Raw genomic sequence first — 18,638 nt, forward strand, 5'->3', positions numbered from 1 at the left:
CCGCTCACGCAGCGGTCATCTCCCACACCAGCAGCTCCGCGTGCGTCACGGCGAAGGCCTCCAGACCGTCGGCGTCCGTGATGCGGGCCGCGTCGCCCGGGCCCAACTGCTCGCTGCCCAGACGCACTTCGCCGCGTACGACATGGACGTACGCATACGCCGCGTCCGGGACCGCCGTCCGTTCCCCCGCGGTCAGGCGCCGCACGTGGAGCATGGCGGCGGCCTCCGGCACGGCGTACGGAGTGGAGTCGGCGATGCCGTGGACGAGCTCGTAGCAGGGGTCGCCGCCGGGTTCCAGGGGCGCCAGCCACATCTGGACGAAGGTCAGGGGGACGTCGGCGTCGTTGCGCTCGACGTGGCGGACCCCGCCCGCCGAGCTGAGGCGCTGCACGTCGCCGGGGCGGACGACCGTCTCGTGGCCCGTGGAGTCGCGATGGGTCAGCTCGCCCTCGACGACCCAGGTGACGATCTCGGTATGGCTGTGCGGGTGCTCGTCGAAGCCGGCGCCGGGGGCCAGTCGCTCCTCGTTGCAGGCGATCACCGCCCCGAAGCGGAGGTTGTCGGGGTCGTAGTGCGGGCCGAAGGAGAAGGCGTGCCGGGAAGTGATCCCGGCGGCCGGCTCGCCGCCCTCGTAGCGCTCTGCCGCGCGCCGTACGTCCATCACACGCACCACCGTAGCCCTGCCGGGCGAGCTGGGCCGCAGCCACGGCAGGGGCACACCCAGGTGACACCCCCTTTGGCGTCCCGAAGGCGGCCGAGCCTCAAGCACAGACCCGGCGACACGCACTGGCGTCCGGATAAGGCAGTCTTGTCCCCGTGCCCGAACCCGAATCCCGCAAGACCGAAGCCACCGCGCACTCCGTCCATCCGCACTCCGCGACCCTGAAACGGCTGGAGAAGTCCTCCGGGTCTCTCGCCGCCCAGGCCATCGCACGCATGGACGAGACGCTGCCGTGGTACCGGGCCATGCCCCCGGAGAACCGTTCCTGGATCGGGCTCGTGGCCCAGGCGGGCATCGCCGCCTTCACCGAGTGGTTCCGGCATCCCGACGCACCCCAGGCGATCTCCACCGATGTGTTCGGGACCGCCCCTCGTGAGCTGACCCGGGCGATCACCCTGCGGCAGACCGTGGAGATGGTGCGCACCACCATCGAGGTCATGGAGTCCGCCATCGACGAGGTGGCCGCGCCCGGGGACGAGTCGGTGCTGCGCGAGGCGCTGCTCGTGTACGCCCGTGAGATCGCCTTCGCCACCGCCCAGGTGTACGCCCAGGCCGCCGAGGCACGCGGTGCCTGGGACGCCCGGCTGGAGTCGCTGGTGGTCAACGCCGTGCTCAGCGGTGAGGCCGACGAGGGCGCGGTGTCGCGGGCCGCAGCGCTCGGGTGGAACTCCCCCGAGCATGTGTGCGTCGTGCTCGGGACCGCGCCCGACGGGGACTCCGAGCTGACCGTGGAAGCCATCCGGCGGGCCGCCCGGCACGCCAAGCTGCAGGTGCTCACCGGGGTGCTCGGGGACCGGCTGGTCGTGATCGCGGGCGGCAGCGACAACCCGCTGGCGGTGGCCAAGTCGCTGATCGGGCCGTATGCGGCCGGACCGGTGGTGGCCGGGCCGATCGTGCCCGACCTGCTGGCCGCGACCCGGTCCGCGCAGGCCGCCGCGGCCGGGCTGAAGGCGTGTTCCGCCTGGCAGGACGCGCCGCGGCCGGTGCTGGCGGACGATCTGCTGCCGGAGCGCGCCATCGCCGGTGATCCGGGCGCGCGGGAGCAGTTGGTAGAGGAGATCTACAGACCGCTGGAGGAGGCCGGCTCCGCTCTGCTGGAAACGCTCAGCGTGTATCTGGAGCAGGCGAGCAGTCTGGAAGGCGCGGCCAGGATGCTCTTCGTTCACCCGAACACCGTGCGCTACCGGCTCCGACGTGTGACTGACGTCACCGGCTGGTCGCCCTCCGATGTACGATCCGCGTTCACGCTGAGGATCGCGCTGATCCTGGGGCGTCTGGCCGACGGTGATCCCCAGGCCTAGGATTTTGTCGGGGGTCCACAAAACCCCTCCGTGTTCTTCGTCCCTGTCCCCACGGGCGGCCGTGGCCGTCCCCAAGAGAGAGTGTGAGAGTGCTCGTACTCGTCGCTCCCGGCCAGGGCGCCCAGACGCCCGGCTTCCTGACCCCCTGGCTCGAACTGCCCGGTGCCGCCGACCGCGTGGCGGCCTGGTCGGACGCCATCGGACTGGACCTCGTCCACTACGGGACGCAGGCCGACGCGGACGCGATCCGTGACACTGCGGTGGCCCAGCCGCTGCTCGTCGCCGCGGGCCTCCTGTCGGCCGCGGCACTCGGTGACATGGCACCCGGTGCCGTCGCCGGTCACAGCGTCGGTGAGATCACCGCCGCCGCCTTCGCGGGCGTGCTGGACGAGACCGCCGCGCTGACCCTGGTCCGCAGGCGGGGCCTGGCGATGGCCGAGGCCGCCGCGATCACCGAGACGGGCATGTCGGCGCTGCTCGGCGGCGACCCGGAGGTGTCCGTCGCGCACCTGCTCAGGCTCGGCCTGACCCCGGCGAACGTCAACGGCGCGGGCCAGATCGTGGCCGCCGGCACCATGGAGCAGCTCGCCGCGCTGAACGAGGACAAGCCCGAAGGCGTGCGCAAGGTCGTCCCGCTGAAGGTGGCCGGCGCTTTCCACACCCACCACATGGCCCCCGCGGTCGACAGGCTGGCCGAGGCCGCCAAGTCGCTCACGCCCGCCGACCCGAAGGTCACCTACGTCTCCAACAAGGACGGCCAGGCGGTGCACAGCGGAGCCGAGGTCGTCGAGCGGCTGGTCGGCCAGGTCGCCAACCCGGTCCGCTGGGACCTGTGCATGGAGACCTTCAAGGAGCTCGGCGCCACCGCCCTGCTCGAGGTGTGCCCCGGCGGCACGCTCACCGGTCTCGCCAAGCGCGCCCTGCCCGGGGTGCGGACCCTGGCACTGAAGACCCCCGACGACCTCGACGCGGCCCGTGAGCTCATCACCGAGCACGCCCACGCCTGACGCCCAAAGGAGCCGACGATCATGTCGAAGATCAAGCCCAGCAAGGGCGCCCCGTACGCGCGCATCCTCGGCGTGGGCGGCTACCGGCCCACGCGCGTGGTGCCCAACGAGGTGATCCTCGAGAAGATCGACTCGTCCGACGAGTGGATCCGTTCGCGCTCCGGCATCGAGACCCGGCACTGGGCGTCGCCGGAGGAGACCGTCGCCGCGATGTCGGTCGAGGCCTCGGGCAAGGCGATCGCGGACGCCGGCATCGACGCCGAGCAGATCGGCGCCGTGGTCGTCTCGACCGTCTCGCACTTCAGCCAGACCCCGGCCGTGGCCACCGAGATCGCCGACAGGCTGGGCACCAACAAGGCGGCCGCCTTCGACATCTCGGCGGGCTGCGCCGGCTTCGGCTACGGGCTCACCCTGGCCAAGGGCATGATCGTCGAGGGCTCGGCGGAGTACGTGCTCGTCATCGGCGTGGAGCGGCTGAGCGACCTGACCGACCTCGAGGACCGGGCCACGGCCTTCCTGTTCGGCGACGGCGCCGGCGCGGTCGTGGTCGGTCCCTCGCAGGAGCCCGCGATCGGCCCGACCGTGTGGGGCTCGGAGGGCGACAAGTCCGAGACCATCAAGCAGACCGTGCCGTGGGACCGTTTCCGGGCGGGCGACGTGTCCCAGCTGCCCCTGGACAGCGAGGGCAACGTCAAGTTCCCTGCGATCACGCAGGAGGGCCAGGCGGTGTTCCGCTGGGCCGTGTTCGAGATGGCGAAGGTCGCCCAGCAGGCGCTGGACGCGGCCGGGATCACCCCGGACGAGCTGGACGTCTTCATCCCGCACCAGGCCAACGTGCGGATCATCGACTCGATGGTGAAGACGCTGAAACTGCCGGAGCACGTCACGGTCGCCCGTGACATCCGCACCACCGGCAACACCTCGGCCGCCTCGATTCCGCTCGCGATGGAGCGGCTTCTGGCGACCGGCGAGGCGAAGAGCGGCGACACCGCGCTCGTCATCGGCTTCGGGGCGGGTCTCGTCTACGCCGCGACGGTCGTTACCCTCCCCTAGGCACTCCGTGCCGGATCATGCTTCCGGTGCGGGCACCGCAACACCTGCCGCTGCCGCGGCGGGCGCCACACCCTCTGGATATCAACGAAGGAGCGCCGACATGGCCGCCACTCAGGAAGAGATCGTCGCCGGTCTCGCCGAGATCGTGAACGAGATCGCCGGGATCCCGGTCGAGGACGTCCAGCTGGACAAGTCCTTCACCGACGACCTGGACGTCGACTCGCTGTCCATGGTCGAGGTCGTCGTCGCCGCCGAAGAGCGCTTCGACGTCAAGATCCCCGACGAGGACGTCAAGAACCTCAAGACGGTCGGCGACGCGACCGACTACATCCTCAAGCACCAGGCCTGATCTACCGATCACTGCCTAGGGCTGACTGCCCCGCCACCCGGCGGTGGCGCCGTACGAATCCTCGTTCCGTTGGAGAAAGAATTCCCGTGAGCTCGACCAATCGCACCGTGGTCGTCACCGGTATCGGCGCAACCACACCGCTGGGTGGCGACGCAGCCTCTACCTGGGAGGGTCTGATCGCCGGCAAGTCCGGAGTCAAGCCCCTCGAGCAGGACTGGGCGGCCGAGCAGGCCGTCCGTATCGCGGCCCCGGTCGCCGTGGAGCCGACCGAGACCATCCCGCGGCCGCAGGCGCGCCGTCTGGACCGCTCGGCGCAGTTCGCGCTGATCGCCGCCCAGGAGGCCTGGGCCGACGCCGGCTTCACCGCCAAGGCGGGCGAGGACGCCGCCATCGACCCGGACCGGCTCGGTGCGGTCATCGCCTCCGGCATCGGCGGTGTGACGACCCTGCTGGACCAGTACGACGTGCTGAAGGAGAAGGGCGTCCGCCGCGTCTCCCCGCACACCGTCCCCATGCTGATGCCGAACGGCCCCTCGGCCAACGTGGGCCTGCTCGTCGGCGCCCGCGCGGGCGTGCACACGCCGGTCTCCGCCTGCGCGTCGGGCGCCGAGGCCATCGGCTACGCCATCGAGATGATCCGCACCGGCCGTGCCGACGTCGTCGTCGCGGGTGGCACGGAGGCGGCGATCCACCCGCTGCCCATCGCCGCGTTCGGCAACATGATGGCGATGTCCAAGAACAACGAGAACCCCGAGGGCGCCTCGCGCCCCTACGACGTGGGCCGGGACGGCTTCGTCCTCGGCGAGGGCGCCGGTGTGCTCGTACTGGAGTCCGCCGAGCACGCCGCCAAGCGCGGTGCCCGTGTCTACGCGGAGGCGGTCGGCCAGGGCATCTCCGCCGACAGCCACGACATCGTGCAGCCGGAGCCGGAGGGCCGCGGCATCTCGCACGCGCTGCTGAACCTGCTGGAGCGCACCGACCTGGACCCGGCCGAGATCGTGCACGTCAACGCGCACGCCACCTCCACGCCGGCCGGTGACATCGCCGAACTGAAGGCGCTGCGCAAGGTCTTCGGCGACGACGCCGACCACATGGCGGTCTCCGCGACCAAGTCGATGACCGGTCACCTGCTCGGTGGCGCGGGCGGCGTGGAGTCGGTGGCGACCGTGCTGGCCCTGTACCACCGGGTGGCTCCGCCGACCATCAACGTCGAGAACATCGACCCCGAGGCCGAGGCGAACGCGGACGTGGTCCGCGGCGAGGCCCGCAAGCTGCCCGTCGAGGGCCGCATCGCGGCCCTGAACGACTCGTTCGGGTTCGGTGGGCACAACGTGGTGCTTGCCTTCCGGACGGTCTGAACGGCCGAAGAAACACCGGTACGCGTCTGAAGGGCCCCCACCGATCGGTGGGGGCCCTTCACCGCTTGAGGGGGTGCGGTGTCAGACCACCTGGTGAAGCCAGCGCACCGGGGCCCCCTCGCCCGCGTACCGGAACGGCTCCAGCTCGTCGTCCCAGGGCTTGCCCAGGAGTTTGGCGAGTTCGGCCTCGAGATCGGTCTCGCCGCGCTGGGAGCGGAGCAGGGCGGCGCGCAGGCGGTCCTCGGGGATGAGGATGTCGCCGTGGATGCCGGTGACGGCGTGGAAGATGCCGAGGTCGGGGGTGCAGCTGTAGCGCTCGCCCTCTGCGGTGGGGCAGGGCTCGGCGGTGACCTCGAAGCGCAGCAGGTGCCAGCCGCGCAGCGCGGAGGCGAGCTTGGACGCGGTGCCGGCCTCACCCTGCCAGGAGAACTCCGAGCGCCAGGTGCCGGGCGCGGCGGGCTGCCGGATCCAGTCCAGGCTGACGCGCGTACCGAGCACCCCGGCGACGGCCCACTCGACGTGCGGGCACAGCGCGCGCGGCGCGGAGTGCACGTACAGGACTCCACGTGTCGTCACCGGGACCTCCGGGCAGAGCGGGCATGGTGCAAGCGGGCGGACGTAAGTGGCGCAGGGCCACGTTGATGGCGAGGCTACCGTGCGACGGCGCAAGGAGTGTGACGTACCGTCCGTCCCGGTGTAAGGAAACGCCTCCCATTCACCCAGGGGGACGCTTGTACGGGTCCGAGCCGTCCCATCGGGTGGGGACGGGAACTCCCGCGCGTTCTTATGGAGGGGAGCGAAGTACTGCACGACGACCGAGGGGATCACCAGGGGATGCGGAAGCGAAGTCACCGTGGGCGGGCCGCTCTCGCCGTGGTGGCGGCGGCCGTGCTGGCCGTCGCGGGCTGCGACACCGTCGGTGACGATGCCTCCGGCCCACGGGACACGGGCGGGAGAGCGGCCCATCCGTCCCCGACGCGGAGGCCCGCCTGGGACCGCAGCCCGGACTCGATCGCCGCGGTCGGCGATTCCATCACCCGCGGCTTCGACGCGTGCGCGGTGCTGTCGGACTGCCCGGAGGTGTCGTGGGCGACGGGCAGCGACGCGGCGGTCGACAGCCTGGCGGTGCGGCTCCTCGGGGTGGCCGGGGCGGCGCAGCGCAGCTGGAACTACGCGGTGACGGGGGCCCGGATGGCCGATGTGACCGGGCAGATGGCGCAGGCGGTGCTGCGGCGGCCGCAGCTGGTGACGGTGATGGCCGGCGCCAATGACGCCTGCCGCACCAGCACCTCCGCGATGACCTCGGTGGCGGACTTCCGCGCCGGGTTCCAGAACGCGATGGACACGCTGCGCCAGGCTCTGCCCAAAACTCAGGTGTACGTCTCCAGCGTGCCGAACCTGAAGCGGCTCTGGTCACAGGGGCGTGCGAACCCGCTCGGCAAGCAGATCTGGAGCCTGGGGATCTGCCCGTCGATGCTGGGCGACGCGGACGCGCTGGACGCGGCGGCGACCCAGCGGCGCGACACCGTGCAGGCGCGGGTGGAGGAGTACAACAAGGTGCTGGCGCAGGTCTGCGCCAAGGACCGCCGCTGCCGCTTCGACCACAACGCGGTCTTCGACTACCGCTTCGACGCCGAACAGCTCAGCCACTGGGACTGGTTCCACCCGAGCAGGAACGGCCAGGCGCACCTGGCCGAGATCGCATACCGCACTGTCACCGCGAAGAACCCGTGACCTAGGGTTTCCCACATGGGCGAACTTTTCGGCACACTTTCCGACGGCACCGAGGTCCATCGCTGGACCCTGGAGCGGGGCGGAGTACGGGTAGGGGTGCTGTCGTACGGCGGGATCGTGCAGTCGGTCGAGGTGCCGGACCGGGAGGGGAACACCACGGACGTGGTGCTGGGCTTCCCGGACCTGGACGGCTACCTGACCCATCCGGAGCCGTTCCTGGGCGCTCTGATCGGCCGTTACGCCAACCGGATCGCCGGCGGCCGCTTCCCGCTGGACGGCCGCACCTACGCGCTCGCGCAGAACGACGGGTCCAACTCGCTGCACGGCGGCGAGCGCGGCTTCGACAAGCGCGTGTGGGACGTCACGCCCGTCGGGCACGGTGTACGGCTCACCCGGATCAGCCCGCACGGTGAGGAGGGCTTCCCGGGCCGGCTGGAGGTCACGGCGACGTACACCCTGGACGAGTCGGGTGCGCTGCGCATCGCCTACGAGGCCGTCACCGACGCGCCGACCGTCGTCAACCTGACCAACCACTCGTACTGGAACCTGAGCGGCTCGGGCAACGCGGGCGGTCACGAACTGCGGCTCGCCGCCTCCCGCTACACCCCGGCCGACGCCGGCCTGATCCCGGCCGGAGCGCCCGCCGAGGTCGCGGGCACGCGCCTGGACTTCCGGCAGACCCGCAAGGTCGGCTCCGGCCACGACCACAACTTCGTCCTCGACAAGGGTGTGACGGCGGCCGCCGAGGAGGTCGCCGAGCTGCACGACCCGGCCTCCGGCCGCGTGCTGACGGTGGCGACCACCGAGCCGGGCCTCCAGCTCTACACCGCAGACCACCTCGGCGCGCCCTTCGGCCCCGGCGAAGGCATCGCCCTGGAGACCCAGCACTTCCCGGACTCGCCCAACCGGCCCGACTTCCCCAGCACACAGCTCAGACCGGGCGAGGTCTTCCGCTCGCAGACGGTGTACGGCTTCTCGGCGCGCCGGGCCCCCTCCCCGCCGCCCATGTGACGAGTCGTGGTGCGGCCGCGGTGCGGCCCCGGTGTGACGAGCCCCGGTCCAGGGTCAGGTCCCGGACCGGGGCTGCTCACGGGGAGGCCCTCCCGGACCTCCCGGCTCAGACGTTAATCGCCGTGGTGACGCGGTGGCCGGTGATCGAGCGTCCGGCCGCAACCTCGTACGAGGTCTTCACAAACACCCATGAGTCCGCCCTCCCCGCCCGCCGCACCCGGGCGGGCCGCCCCGCCGCCCACGCACGCCACGCACCATGGCGCACGCCACTTCCGGCACGCGATACTGCCGCAGTCCGGCACCACGCAACCCACTGTGACGGAAGGACCCGAACTCCGTTGAATTTACTGCGTGTTCGGATCGGAGCCATGGGCCTTGCCCTGGTGGCGGGCCTCACCACCCCCGCGGCCACCGCGGCCGGCGCCGATCCGGCTGCCGCCCCGACCGTCGAGGAAGAGCGGCTCGGCGGGGCCGTCCCCCAGGAGATCCTCAGGCGCTCCGGATTCGACTCCGTGGCCACCGGGTTCGACCGCGAGCTGACGCGCGCCCGCTCCTACGCGCAGGCCCGCCGCGTCGTCGCCGGTGAGGGAACCGCGCTGTGGCGGCGGGCCGTCGACCGGGCGCAGGGCCGCGGCCCCGCGGGCGGGGACATCAGCCGCGACGACGACCGGCCGCTCTACTGGGCGCGGCTGGCGATGACCCGGGAGGTACGCACCTGGGAGCCGGAGTTCGGACTCACCCGGGCCCAACGCGCCGCACTGCTGGACGACTTGGAACGCACCTCACGCGGCCAGACGGACATCTGCTACCCGCACCGCGGCACGGCCGGCCCCAGGCGTGTCCTGCTCACCGGTTTCGACCCCTTCACCCTGGACCGGGACATCCGCATCTCCAACCCCTCCGGGGCGAGCGCGCTGGCCCTCGACGGCACGGTGATCGAGACCCCGGCCGGCCCGGCGCGCGTCGAGACCGCCGTCTTCCCGGTGCGCTGGCGGGACTTCGCCGGGTCCACCTCCCAGGCGTTCGGCTCCGGGGAAGGGACGGTGGAGCGGACGCTGCGGCCGTACCTGCCGAAGGTGGACCTGTTCACGACCGTGAGCCAGGGCCGGCCCGGGCGGTTCGACATCGAGCGCACCAACGGCGCCTGGCGGGGCGGCTTCCCGGACAACGACAACGTCTCCCGCACGGAGACCATCCCGGTCACCGACCCGGCCACACAGCCGCAGTGGACCACGACGACCCTGCCGTACCAGGCCGTCGTGGCCGCGCACACCGGACCCTTCCCCGTGTACGACCACACGGAGGTGACGGAGATTCCGGCGGGTGGCAGCGACCCGGTCGTACGGCCGGACGGACCGACGCCCGGCTCGACCGCCCGGGCGGGAGGGGGCGGCGACTACCTCTCCAACGAGATCGCCTACCGCGCGACCCTGCTCCGCGACCGCCTGGGCCTGCACGACACGCTCCCCGGCGGCCATGTGCACACGCCGGTGCTGCAGTTCGGCCCCGGCAACACCGACCCGGCCACCGGCACGGTCACCGATCCCGAGTTCGTACGGATGCGGCTGGACATCATCGCGCAGGTGCGGGCGATTCTGGCGGTGGCGGTGGCTGCGGCGCCGAGGTGACCCGGTCGTCCGTCTCCTCCTCCAGCAGGTCGCGGACGAGCAGGGTGGCGCCCGCGACCGCGCCCGGCATGAGGAACACCGCGGCGAAGGGGACCAGGAAGGCCAGGCCCAGCGGAGTGCCGAAGCCCCAGACCAGCGTCCTGCGGGAGCGCAGAAGGACGAGCCGGGCGCGGAGTTCGACACCGCGGCGCTGGAGGGCGACGGCGGTGAGTTCCTCGGTGAGGAAGAAGCCGGTGACGAAGAACCCGATCACCGGTACGGCCGTCTGCCCGACGAGCGGAAGGAACCCCAGGGCGAACAGCAGCACACCCCACAGCGCGGCCCGCACGAGGATGCGGAGGCTGTCACGGGCCGAGATCCACAGCTCGCGCGGGAGCGGAAGACCGGACTGGGGTGCGGTGCCGTCGGGGGACACCTCCCGGTCGACCTGCCCGGAGAGGTTCTCGTAGAAGGGCTGGCCGATCAGGAGGGTGACCGCGGTGAAGGTGACCACGGCCAGGAGCAGGCCCAGGGCGAACAGCACGGCGGTGAGGAAACCGCGGAAGAGGCCGGGCCAGGGGCCGGGCCAGCCGTCCGCGAAGGGCGTGGCCCGGATGACCGCGTCCTCGCCCCACAGGGCGAGCGAGGTGAGGGCCGCCGCGTAGAGCACGAGCGTGATGACACCGGGAAGCAGGCCGAAGCCGTACGCCTTTCCGTGCCGGGCCATCCAGCGCTGACCCTTCAGGAGATAGCCGAACCCCGTCACTGGATCACGCATGGGAAGACTCTATCGAGGGCACCCGCGGCGGCCGGTCCCGGCGGTGTTGAGTCGAACGGGCACGCTCCGCCGTACCGAACTGCACGAGCCTTGTTCACTGCGTCACCAGCGGGCAGCGGTCAGGTGGAGGAGAGCGGATGACCCAGGAGATCCATGGCACCGTCGCCGACGGTTACGAGCCGGTGCGTGCGGAGTTCGCCGCGCTCGTGGGGGAGGAACGGCCCGACTACGAAGGACAGTTGTGCGCTTACGTCCACGGGCGGCTGGTGGTCGACCTGTGGGCCGGGGCGAACACCGGCGCCGACGGCGGCTCGCTGTACGGGGTGCACTCGTCGACCAAGGGCGCCGCGCACCTGGTGGCCGCCCTGCTGGTGCAGGACGGCACCCTGGAGCTCGACCGCAAAGTGACGTACTACTGGCCGGAGTTCGCGGCCGAGGGCAAGGGCTCGCTGACCCTGCGGGACCTGCTCGCCCACCGGGCGGGCCTGGTGGGCACCGACACCGGCTTCACCCTCACCGAGCTGGCCGACGACCGCGCGATCGCCGAACGCCTCGCCGACCAGCGCCCGTTCTGGCGCCCCGGCACGGCCTTCGGCTACCACGCCCTGGTCATCGGCGCGCTCACCGGCGAGATCGTACGGCGCGCGACGGGCCGCACGATCCAGGAACTGCACGAGGAACGGGTCCGGGCCCCCTACGGCCTGGACTTCTTCCTCGGCCTGCCCGCCGCCCAGGAGCCGCGCTTCCGCACCACACAGCCCATGGCACCGACACCCGCGCAGCAGGCGCTCCTCGACACACTGCCCGACGGTCCCAGCAGCCTCGCCTCGATCGCCTTCAACCGCCAGTGCTCCGAGCCGACCGACCTTCAGACCCTGCCGAACGAGCGGGTGATCCGCGCCAAGGGCCCGGCCTCGGTGGGCGGAGTGGCGTCGGCGCGTGGCCTCGCCGGGATGTACTCGGCAGCCATCAGCGAGGTCGACGGAAAGGCGCCGCTCCTCAAGCCGGACACGGTGGCGGAGTTCGGGCAGTTCCACTCCGTGGGGTACGACCTGGTGGCACGCGGCCACAAGTCGTTCGGGCTGGGCTTCCAGGCGACCGCGGACACCTGGCACCCGTTCCTGGGCGCGGGCACCATCGGCCACAGCGGCGAGGCGGGCTCCCAGGCCTTCGCCGACCCGGCCAGCGGCCTGGCCTACGGCTACACCAGGCGCCGGTTCGCCTTCCCCGGCGGGGCGGCACCGGAGAACGACCGGCTGGCACGGGCGGTGCACAGAGCCACACTGGCGAGCTGACCCGGATCGAGGGCAAGGGCCCGGCTGGTCACCGACGGCGGGCCGGGGGCCCGCCACCCCCCACAGCCAGGGCCCACCCACAGCACGTCACCCCCGGCGCCGGCCGCGAGGGAGCCGAAGGGGCGCGACGGTGCCGAGAGGACATGGGGGTCCCCCCTTCTCGTCAAGAGCTTGGGGGAGCGCGGAGGCGCGAATCGCTGAGCACGATCGGCCTCCCGGCACCGGCGAGGCGCCCACCGGCGAACGAGCCGTCAGTCAGAGCTTGACGATCATCTTCCCGGTGTTGTCACCGCGCAGCAGACCGAGGAAGGCCTCCAGGGTGTTCTCGACGCCCTCGACGACCGTCTCGCGGTACTTCAGCCGTCCGTCGCGCACCCAGGGACCGACCTCCTGGACGAACTGCGACTGGAGGTCGTAGTGGTCGCCGACGAGGAAGCCCTCGATGCGGCCGCGGGTCTGGATCAGGCGGGCCAGGTTCTTCGGGCCGGGGGCGGGCTCGGTGTTGTTGTAGACCGAGATCATGCCGCAGATCGCGATCCGGCCGCCCTGGTTGAGGGAGCCGATGGCGGCCTCCAGGTGATCGCCGCCGACATTGTCGAAGTAGACGTCGATGCCGTCGGGGGCGGCGGCGCGCAGTTGCTCGCCCACGGGGCCGTTCTTGTAGTTGAAGGCGGCGTCGAAGCCGTACTCGTCGACCAGGAGTTTGACCTTCTCGTCGGAGCCGGCGGAGCCGATCACCCGCGAGGCGCCCTTGAGCTTGGCGATCTGGCCGACCTGGCTGCCGACGGCGCCGGCCGCGCCGGAGACGAAGACGATGTCCCCCTCCTTGAAGGAGGCGGTGCGCAGCAGGCCGGCGTAGGCGGTCAGACCGGTCATGCCGAGCACGCCGAGGTACGTCGACAGGGGCGCGGCCCCGGGGTCGACCTTGACGGCGTGCTGGGCGTCCACGGCGGCGTACTCGCGCCAGCCGCCGAAGTGCAGGACGTGGTCGCCGACGGCGATGCCCGCGGCACGGGAGGCGACGACCTCGCCCACGGCGCCGCCCTGCATGACCTTGTTCAGCTCGAACGGCGCCGTGTAGGACTTGGCCGCACTCATCCTTCCGCGCATGTACGGGTCGACGGAGAGGTACTCGTTCCGCACGAGGACCTGGCCCTCGCGCGGCTGCGGGAGCTCGGCCTCGACCAGGGCGAAGTCCTCGGGCTTCGGCCAGCCGACCGGACGGCTGAGCAGGTGCCATTCACGGCTGACGGCGGGGAGTGTGGGGGTGTCGGGCATGGTGGCGCCTCTCCTCGGCTGGACGGCGGTGCGGGAACAATACTTCAGCACCTGAAACAACCATGCTCCTGAATATTTCAGGATGTCAAGTAAAGGGGTACCCTGGGCATCATGGCCACACCACCGAAGACCCTCCGCCCCGACGCGCTGACCACCGAGGTCGTCGAGCTCATCGGGGACGTGGTGGCCCGGTTCTACGAGGACTACGAGGACGCCGCCGGGGAGCACGCACTGACCGGCCCGCAGGCACGGCTGCTGAGCCTGCTGTCGCTGGAGCCGCTGCCGATGCGGAAGCTGGCGCAGAAGCTGAAGTGCGAGCCGTCGAACGTGACGGGGATAGTGGACCGGCTTGAGGCGCGGGGGCTGGTGGAGCGGCGGCCCGATCCCGCCGACCGGCGGGTGAAGGTGGCGGCGGCGACGGAGGACGGGCGGCGGGTGGCCCGGGAGCTGCGGGACGGGTTGCGGTTCGCGCGGGAGCCACTGGCCGGGCTCAGCGACGGGGAGCGGTTGGCTTTGCGGGATCTGCTGCGGCGGATGCTGGGCGCGGAGGCCTGAGCGGGCGCCGGGTGACCGGCTGACGCCGGCCGCCCGCCGCTATCGGGCCGCACTCACGTGCACCACCACAGGAACCTCTTGCACGTCTGCGTCGGCGTCGGTCGCGGGGCCGGGGCGGAGGTCGTCGGCCGGGCCGTCGCGGTGGTCGTCGGCCGTGGGGACGCCGGGGCCGTCTGCGACGAGGAACCGCCGCCCGTGCCCGTGACCGCGCCCGACGTCGCCGGGGCCGACGGCTTGGGGCCGCCCGACCCGCTCTTGTCCGGCTTCGGCTTCCTGTCCTTCGCAGAGGCGGACGGCGACGCCGACCTGGAGGCGTCCGCCGCGCCCGTACCCGTGCCGCCCCCGTCACCCGGCGGCCGGGCCGTCCCGCCCCTGCCCGGGGACGCCGTGGCACCGTCGGGCGCGGCGGCGCCGGCCTCCGCCGGACGCGGGCTCGAGAACCCGGGCAGCCCCGGCGCGTCGACACCGAGTTCGGCCAGGCTCAGGCCGCCCGCCGCCAGCACGAGGCCCGCGGAGACCAGCAGCACCCGGCGGCGCCGCCTGCGGTGGGCCGCCGCCTTGCGGTCGCGACGACTCGCGGCCGCGCCCGCCGGGCTCTCACCGACGGCCCTTCCGCGCCCCCGGCCCCGCGACCGCCGCCTGTCCGCGCGGCCCCGCGGTTCCTCCAGGCCGTCGTCACCGAGGTCGCCGTCGTCACCGAGGCCGTCGCCGTCGCCGTCGTCACCGAGGTCGCCGTCGTCCTCGCGTCCGTAGCCGCCGTCCTCGCCGCGGAAGACGCCGTCCTCGGCACCGGAACGGCCCTCGCCGCCCCCGAAGCCGCCGCCCCCATGCTCGAAGCGGGGGTCCCCGAAGTGACCGTCCCCGCCGCCGTAACGGCCGCCCTGGTCGCCATGGCGGCCATCCTCCGCCGCACCGCCCGCGAACTGCGCCACCGGCGTGGGGACTTCGCGCACGTCCACCCCGTCCGCATACGCGGGGAGGCTCTCGACCGGAGTCCCGCACCCCGGGCAGGCCAGGGCGCCGTTGAGGTGCCGACGGCACGGGTGGCAGTAGTTCATGACGCCGGAAGAGTAAGTTCCGCGCAGGTGACGTTCCTAGGGGTCACCGTGAAGGTTCTGTGGGAGATCGAAAAAGTTCTCGACAGCCTTGCGAATCCGTTACCCGTTCACCCCATTGACACCCTCCGCGCCCCCTCCTTAATGTCACGCCAGCATTTCGAACGTATGACGAAATATCGAACAAGACTGCCATCACGAACAGCTGAGGGGCTGCCGTGCGCATCACCGGAATCAGCACGCACGTGGTCGGGACGCCGTGGCGCAACCTGACCTACGTACAGGTGCACACCGACGAGGGGATCACGGGAGTCGGCGAGACCCGGATGCTGGGCCACACCGACGCGCTGACCGGCTACCTGCGGGAGGCAGAGGCCAACCACGTTCTCGGGTCCGACCCGTTCGCCGTCGAGGACCTGGTCCGCCGGATGAAGTACGGCGACTACGGGCGCGCGGGTGAGATCGTGATGTCCGGCATCGCGGCCGTGGAGATGGCGTGCTGGGACATCAAGGGCAAGGCCCTCGGCGTACCGGTGTGGCAGCTGCTGGGCGGCAAGGTCACCGACAAGGTGAAGGCGTACGCCAACGGGTGGTACACCACCGAGCGGACTCCGGAGGCGTACCACAGGGCCGCGCAGGGGGTCATGGAGCGCGGATACCGGGCGCTCAAGATCGACCCCTTCGGCACCGGGCACTTCGAGCTCGACCACCAGAGGACCCTGTACGCCGTCTCGCTCATCGAGGCCGTGCGGGACGCGATCGGGCCGGAGGCCGAGCTGATGCTGGAGATGCACGGCCGCTTCTCCCCCGCCACCGCCGTGCGGCTGGCCAGGGAGATGGCGCCCTTCAAGCCGGCCTGGCTGGAGGAGCCCTGCCCGCCGGAGAACCTCAAGGCCCTGGAGAAGGTCGCCGCCAAGGTGGACATCCCGGTCGCCACGGGTGAGCGCATCCACGACCGGATCGAGTTCCGCGAGCTCTTCGAGAGCCAGGCGGCCGACATCATCCAGCCCGACGTCGGCCACATCGGCGGCATCTGGGAGACCCGGAAGCTGGCCGCGACCGCCGAGACCCACTACATGCTGGTCGCGCCGCACAACGTCGGCGGCTCCGTCCTCACCGCCGCCTCGCTGCAGGTCGGGTTCACCTCCCCCAACTTCAAGGTCCTGGAGCACTTCAACGACTTCGCCGACGCGGAGATCAAGAAGGTGGTCAAGGGCGCCCCGCAGGTGAACCCCGAGGACGGGTGCTTCCACCTTTCCGGCGCGCCCGGCCTCGGTGTCGAACTGGACGTCGACGCCGCCGCCGGGTTCCCGCAGCAGCAGGCCCGGTTCGACCTGTGGGCCGAGGGCTGGGAGACACGCAGGCCGAAGGGTGGGAAGTGAGCACCGCGGTCGTCGTCGAGGCGCCGGGCGCGCACCGGCTCGCGGAGCACACTCCGCGGCAGCCGGGAGCGGGCGAGGCACTCGTCGCCGTGCACGCGGTCGGCATCTGCGGCAGTGACCGCGAGGTGTACCAGGGCAACCGGCCCGAGGGCTACGTCCGTTACCCGCTCACCCCGGGCCACGAGTGGTCCGGCACGGTGCGGGCGGTCGGCGCCGGGGCGCCGGAGGGCCTGGTGGGCCGGAAGGTGGTCGGCGAGGGATTCCGCAACTGCCAGGTCTGCGACCGCTGTCATGCGGGCGAGACCACGCTGTGCACCGCCGGGTACGAGGAGACCGGCTTCACCCAGCCCGGCGCGATGGCCGGCACGCTCACACTGCCGGCCCGGCTGCTGCACGTCCTGCCGGAGGACGCCGACCTGACCGCCGCGGCCCTGCTGGAGCCGGCCGCCTGCATCGCCGCCGCCGCGCTGAAGGCGAACGCCCGGCCGGGTGAGAGGGTCGCGGTGGTCGGCACCGGCACCCTCGGGATGTTCACCGCGCAGTTCCTGCGGGCCATCTCGCCGGCGGAGCTGCTGGTCGTCGGGACGCGGCGTGACCGGGAGGCGCTGTCCCGGCGGTTCGGGGCCACCGGCTTTGGCACCAGGGACGCCGCCCTCCCCGGGGACTTCGACGTCGTCATCGAGACCGCCGGGTCCGCGGACGCGGCCCGCACCGCCGCCGCACTGCTGCGGCGCGGTGGGCGGCTGGTCCTGACCGGCATCCCGGCGCCGGGCGCCGCGGGGCTCGACCCGACCGAACTGGTCGTACGGCAGCTGGAGGTGCACACCGTCTTCGGGGCGCCGCCGGACGCCTGGGCGCACACGGTGCGGGTGTTCGCGGCCGGGCTGCTCGACCCGCTCCCGCTGGTCACCCACGAACTCCCGCTCGCCGCCTTCTCGCAGGCCATCGATCTGGTCGGGGCCGGGGATCCGACGGTGGGCAAGGTTCTGCTCCGCCCCTGAACGTACGCCGGTCACGGCGTGACCTGACGGCCGCGGGTGAGCCGAAGGGGCGCGCCCCGAAGGCGAACGAACACTCGAGTGCCGTGACCGGCGTACACCAGGTCTTTTGCACACCCCAAGACGCGAACCGTGTCCGAAATATCGAACATGATGACACGCCGAAACACGAAGGACGACTTGTGACCGACACTTCCGCCACGGCGGCGCGCAGGCCCGGTGAGCAGGCGCTCACCACTCTTGGCCTCGGCGCCCCCGCCCTCGACCCCGCAGACGCCTCGCCCCACACCTTCCCGGGCGGCGGCCGGTGGCGCACCGAGATCCCCTCGTGCGAGGGACCCGAGGCGCTGGCGGTGGTCCTGAAGGAGTCCTCGCGGCTCGACGTCCCGATCCACCGGATCAGCCAGGGCAGCGGCGTGTGGATGCTGAGCGACGCCGAGATCACCGAGATGGTCGAGGCCACCGGTGAACGCGACATCGAACTCTGCCTGTTCACCGGCCCGCGCGGCACCTGGGACATCGGCGGCTCGGTGCGCTCCGACTCGCGCGGCGCGGGCCTGAGGGCCCGCGGCCACGACGCGGTCGCCGGGTGCGTCGAGGACGCCGTGCGCGCGACGGAGCTGGGCGTCCAGTGCCTGCTGGTCGCCGACGAGGGCGTGCTGTGGACGCTGCACCGGGCGCGCGCGGCGGGCATCATCCCCGCCGGCACCACCCTGAAGGTGTCCGCACTGATCGGACCGGTGAACCCGGCGTCGTACGCCGTCTTCGAGCGCCTGGGCGCCGACTCGGTCAATGTCCCCGGTGACCTGACGCTCGATCACCTCACCGAGATCAGGCGGGTTTCGGCAGCCCCGATGGACATGTACATCGAGGCCCCCGACGACCTGGGCGGTTATGTGCGGATGTACGAGGTCGCCGAGCTGATCCGGCGCGGCGCGCCGCTCTATCTGAAGTTCGGCCTGTCCAAGGCGCCCGGCATCTATCCGTACGGCCACCACCTGCGCGAACTGACCCTGGCCACCACCCGGGAACGGGTGCGGCGCGGCCGGCTCGCACTCGACCTGCTCCAGCGCCTTGGAGCGGCCCGGGAAATGGCGCCGCTCGGCTCCCGGCTGCCGGGTGCGCTGAGCCGGTTCGAAACTCCGGCATAACGTTC

At 72.0% G+C, this 18,638-nt stretch carries 18 protein-coding genes; 13 read left to right on the forward strand and 5 right to left on the reverse strand.

The window, feature by feature from the left end; translation table 11 throughout:
• Positions 1 to 4: 4 nt before the first annotated feature.
• Positions 5 to 661, reverse strand: a complete 657-nt coding sequence (locus ACH4UM_RS06075) for a pirin family protein (RefSeq protein ID WP_398175031.1) — start codon at positions 659 to 661, stop codon at positions 5 to 7.
• 155 nt (positions 662 to 816) lie between these two features.
• Between ACH4UM_RS06075 and fasR the strand changes: the two genes are divergently transcribed.
• From fasR to ACH4UM_RS06100, 5 genes are all read left to right on the forward strand, one after another.
• On the forward strand, positions 817 to 2,022 hold the full coding sequence (fasR, locus tag ACH4UM_RS06080) for a fatty acid biosynthesis transcriptional regulator FasR (RefSeq protein WP_398174234.1): 1,206 nt from the start codon (positions 817 to 819) through the stop codon (positions 2,020 to 2,022).
• An 89-nt stretch (positions 2,023 to 2,111) separates the two neighbouring features.
• Entirely contained in the window at positions 2,112 to 3,029 is a 918-nt protein-coding gene (locus ACH4UM_RS06085) for an ACP S-malonyltransferase (protein ID WP_398174237.1), read from the forward strand.
• 21 nt (positions 3,030 to 3,050) lie between these two features.
• Positions 3,051 to 4,082, forward strand: coding sequence for a ketoacyl-ACP synthase III (locus ACH4UM_RS06090; protein WP_398174240.1), 1,032 nt, complete (start codon positions 3,051 to 3,053; stop codon positions 4,080 to 4,082).
• Positions 4,083 to 4,182: 100 nt separating this feature from the next.
• A complete protein-coding gene (locus ACH4UM_RS06095) occupies positions 4,183 to 4,431 on the forward strand; it encodes an acyl carrier protein (RefSeq protein ID WP_030341284.1) in 249 nt (82 codons plus the stop codon).
• An 86-nt stretch (positions 4,432 to 4,517) separates the two neighbouring features.
• Positions 4,518 to 5,789: a beta-ketoacyl-[acyl-carrier-protein] synthase family protein gene (locus ACH4UM_RS06100; protein WP_398174243.1), complete on the forward strand. Its 1,272-nt coding sequence runs from the start codon at positions 4,518 to 4,520 to the stop codon at positions 5,787 to 5,789.
• Between the two features lie 81 nt (positions 5,790 to 5,870).
• Here the strand turns inward: ACH4UM_RS06100 and ACH4UM_RS06105 are convergent, their stop codons facing one another.
• Complete coding sequence (locus ACH4UM_RS06105) at positions 5,871 to 6,365, reverse strand: DUF3145 domain-containing protein (RefSeq protein ID WP_398174246.1); 495 nt, start codon at positions 6,363 to 6,365, stop codon at positions 5,871 to 5,873.
• 258 nt (positions 6,366 to 6,623) lie between these two features.
• Here ACH4UM_RS06105 and ACH4UM_RS06110 point away from each other — a divergent pair, with 258 nt between their 5' ends.
• From ACH4UM_RS06110 to ACH4UM_RS06120, 3 genes are all read left to right on the forward strand, one after another.
• Positions 6,624 to 7,523, forward strand: a complete 900-nt coding sequence (locus tag ACH4UM_RS06110) for an SGNH/GDSL hydrolase family protein (protein WP_398174249.1) — start codon at positions 6,624 to 6,626, stop codon at positions 7,521 to 7,523.
• Between the two features lie 15 nt (positions 7,524 to 7,538).
• Positions 7,539 to 8,534, forward strand: coding sequence for an aldose epimerase family protein (locus ACH4UM_RS06115; protein WP_398174252.1), 996 nt, complete (start codon positions 7,539 to 7,541; stop codon positions 8,532 to 8,534).
• Between the two features lie 338 nt (positions 8,535 to 8,872).
• Positions 8,873 to 10,162 (forward strand): pyroglutamyl peptidase, encoded by a 1,290-nt coding sequence (locus ACH4UM_RS06120; protein ID WP_398174255.1) that lies wholly within the window; start codon positions 8,873 to 8,875, stop codon positions 10,160 to 10,162.
• Here ACH4UM_RS06120 and ACH4UM_RS06125 read toward each other — a convergent pair.
• Positions 10,107 to 10,919 (reverse strand): EI24 domain-containing protein, encoded by an 813-nt coding sequence (locus ACH4UM_RS06125; RefSeq protein ID WP_398174258.1) that lies wholly within the window; start codon positions 10,917 to 10,919, stop codon positions 10,107 to 10,109. The genes ACH4UM_RS06120 and ACH4UM_RS06125 overlap by 56 nt on opposite strands.
• 137 nt (positions 10,920 to 11,056) lie before the next feature.
• On the opposite strand from ACH4UM_RS06125, the gene ACH4UM_RS06130 reads away from it, so the two are divergent.
• On the forward strand, positions 11,057 to 12,214 hold the full coding sequence (locus tag ACH4UM_RS06130) for a serine hydrolase domain-containing protein (RefSeq protein ID WP_398174261.1): 1,158 nt from the start codon (positions 11,057 to 11,059) through the stop codon (positions 12,212 to 12,214).
• 255 nt (positions 12,215 to 12,469) lie between these two features.
• On the opposite strand, the gene ACH4UM_RS06135 is transcribed toward ACH4UM_RS06130, so the two are convergent.
• Positions 12,470 to 13,492: an NADP-dependent oxidoreductase gene (locus ACH4UM_RS06135; protein ID WP_398174264.1), complete on the reverse strand. Its 1,023-nt coding sequence runs from the start codon at positions 13,490 to 13,492 to the stop codon at positions 12,470 to 12,472.
• A 111-nt stretch (positions 13,493 to 13,603) separates the two neighbouring features.
• Here ACH4UM_RS06135 and ACH4UM_RS06140 point away from each other — a divergent pair, with 111 nt between their 5' ends.
• Complete coding sequence (locus ACH4UM_RS06140) at positions 13,604 to 14,047, forward strand: MarR family winged helix-turn-helix transcriptional regulator (protein WP_398174267.1); 444 nt, start codon at positions 13,604 to 13,606, stop codon at positions 14,045 to 14,047.
• A gap of 53 nt (positions 14,048 to 14,100) precedes the next feature.
• Here the strand turns inward: ACH4UM_RS06140 and ACH4UM_RS06145 are convergent, their stop codons facing one another.
• On the reverse strand, positions 14,101 to 15,105 hold the full coding sequence (locus ACH4UM_RS06145) for a hypothetical protein (protein WP_398174270.1): 1,005 nt from the start codon (positions 15,103 to 15,105) through the stop codon (positions 14,101 to 14,103).
• Positions 15,106 to 15,320: 215 nt separating this feature from the next.
• Here ACH4UM_RS06145 and ACH4UM_RS06150 point away from each other — a divergent pair, with 215 nt between their 5' ends.
• From ACH4UM_RS06150 to ACH4UM_RS06160, 3 genes are all read left to right on the forward strand, one after another.
• Entirely contained in the window at positions 15,321 to 16,484 is a 1,164-nt protein-coding gene (locus tag ACH4UM_RS06150) for a mandelate racemase/muconate lactonizing enzyme family protein (protein ID WP_398174273.1), read from the forward strand.
• The gene (locus tag ACH4UM_RS06155) at positions 16,481 to 17,485 is read left to right on the forward strand and encodes a zinc-binding dehydrogenase (protein WP_398174276.1); all 1,005 of its coding nucleotides are present in this window, start codon (positions 16,481 to 16,483) and stop codon (positions 17,483 to 17,485) included. Before ACH4UM_RS06150 ends, ACH4UM_RS06155 begins: the two co-directional genes overlap by 4 nt.
• A gap of 179 nt (positions 17,486 to 17,664) precedes the next feature.
• Positions 17,665 to 18,633, forward strand: a complete 969-nt coding sequence (locus ACH4UM_RS06160) for a hypothetical protein (protein WP_398174279.1) — start codon at positions 17,665 to 17,667, stop codon at positions 18,631 to 18,633.
• The last annotated feature ends 5 nt before the right edge of the window (positions 18,634 to 18,638 follow it).

Source organism: Streptomyces sp. NPDC020801, from assembly GCF_044334385.1.
Classification (GTDB): Bacteria; Actinomycetota; Actinomycetes; order Streptomycetales; family Streptomycetaceae; genus Streptomyces.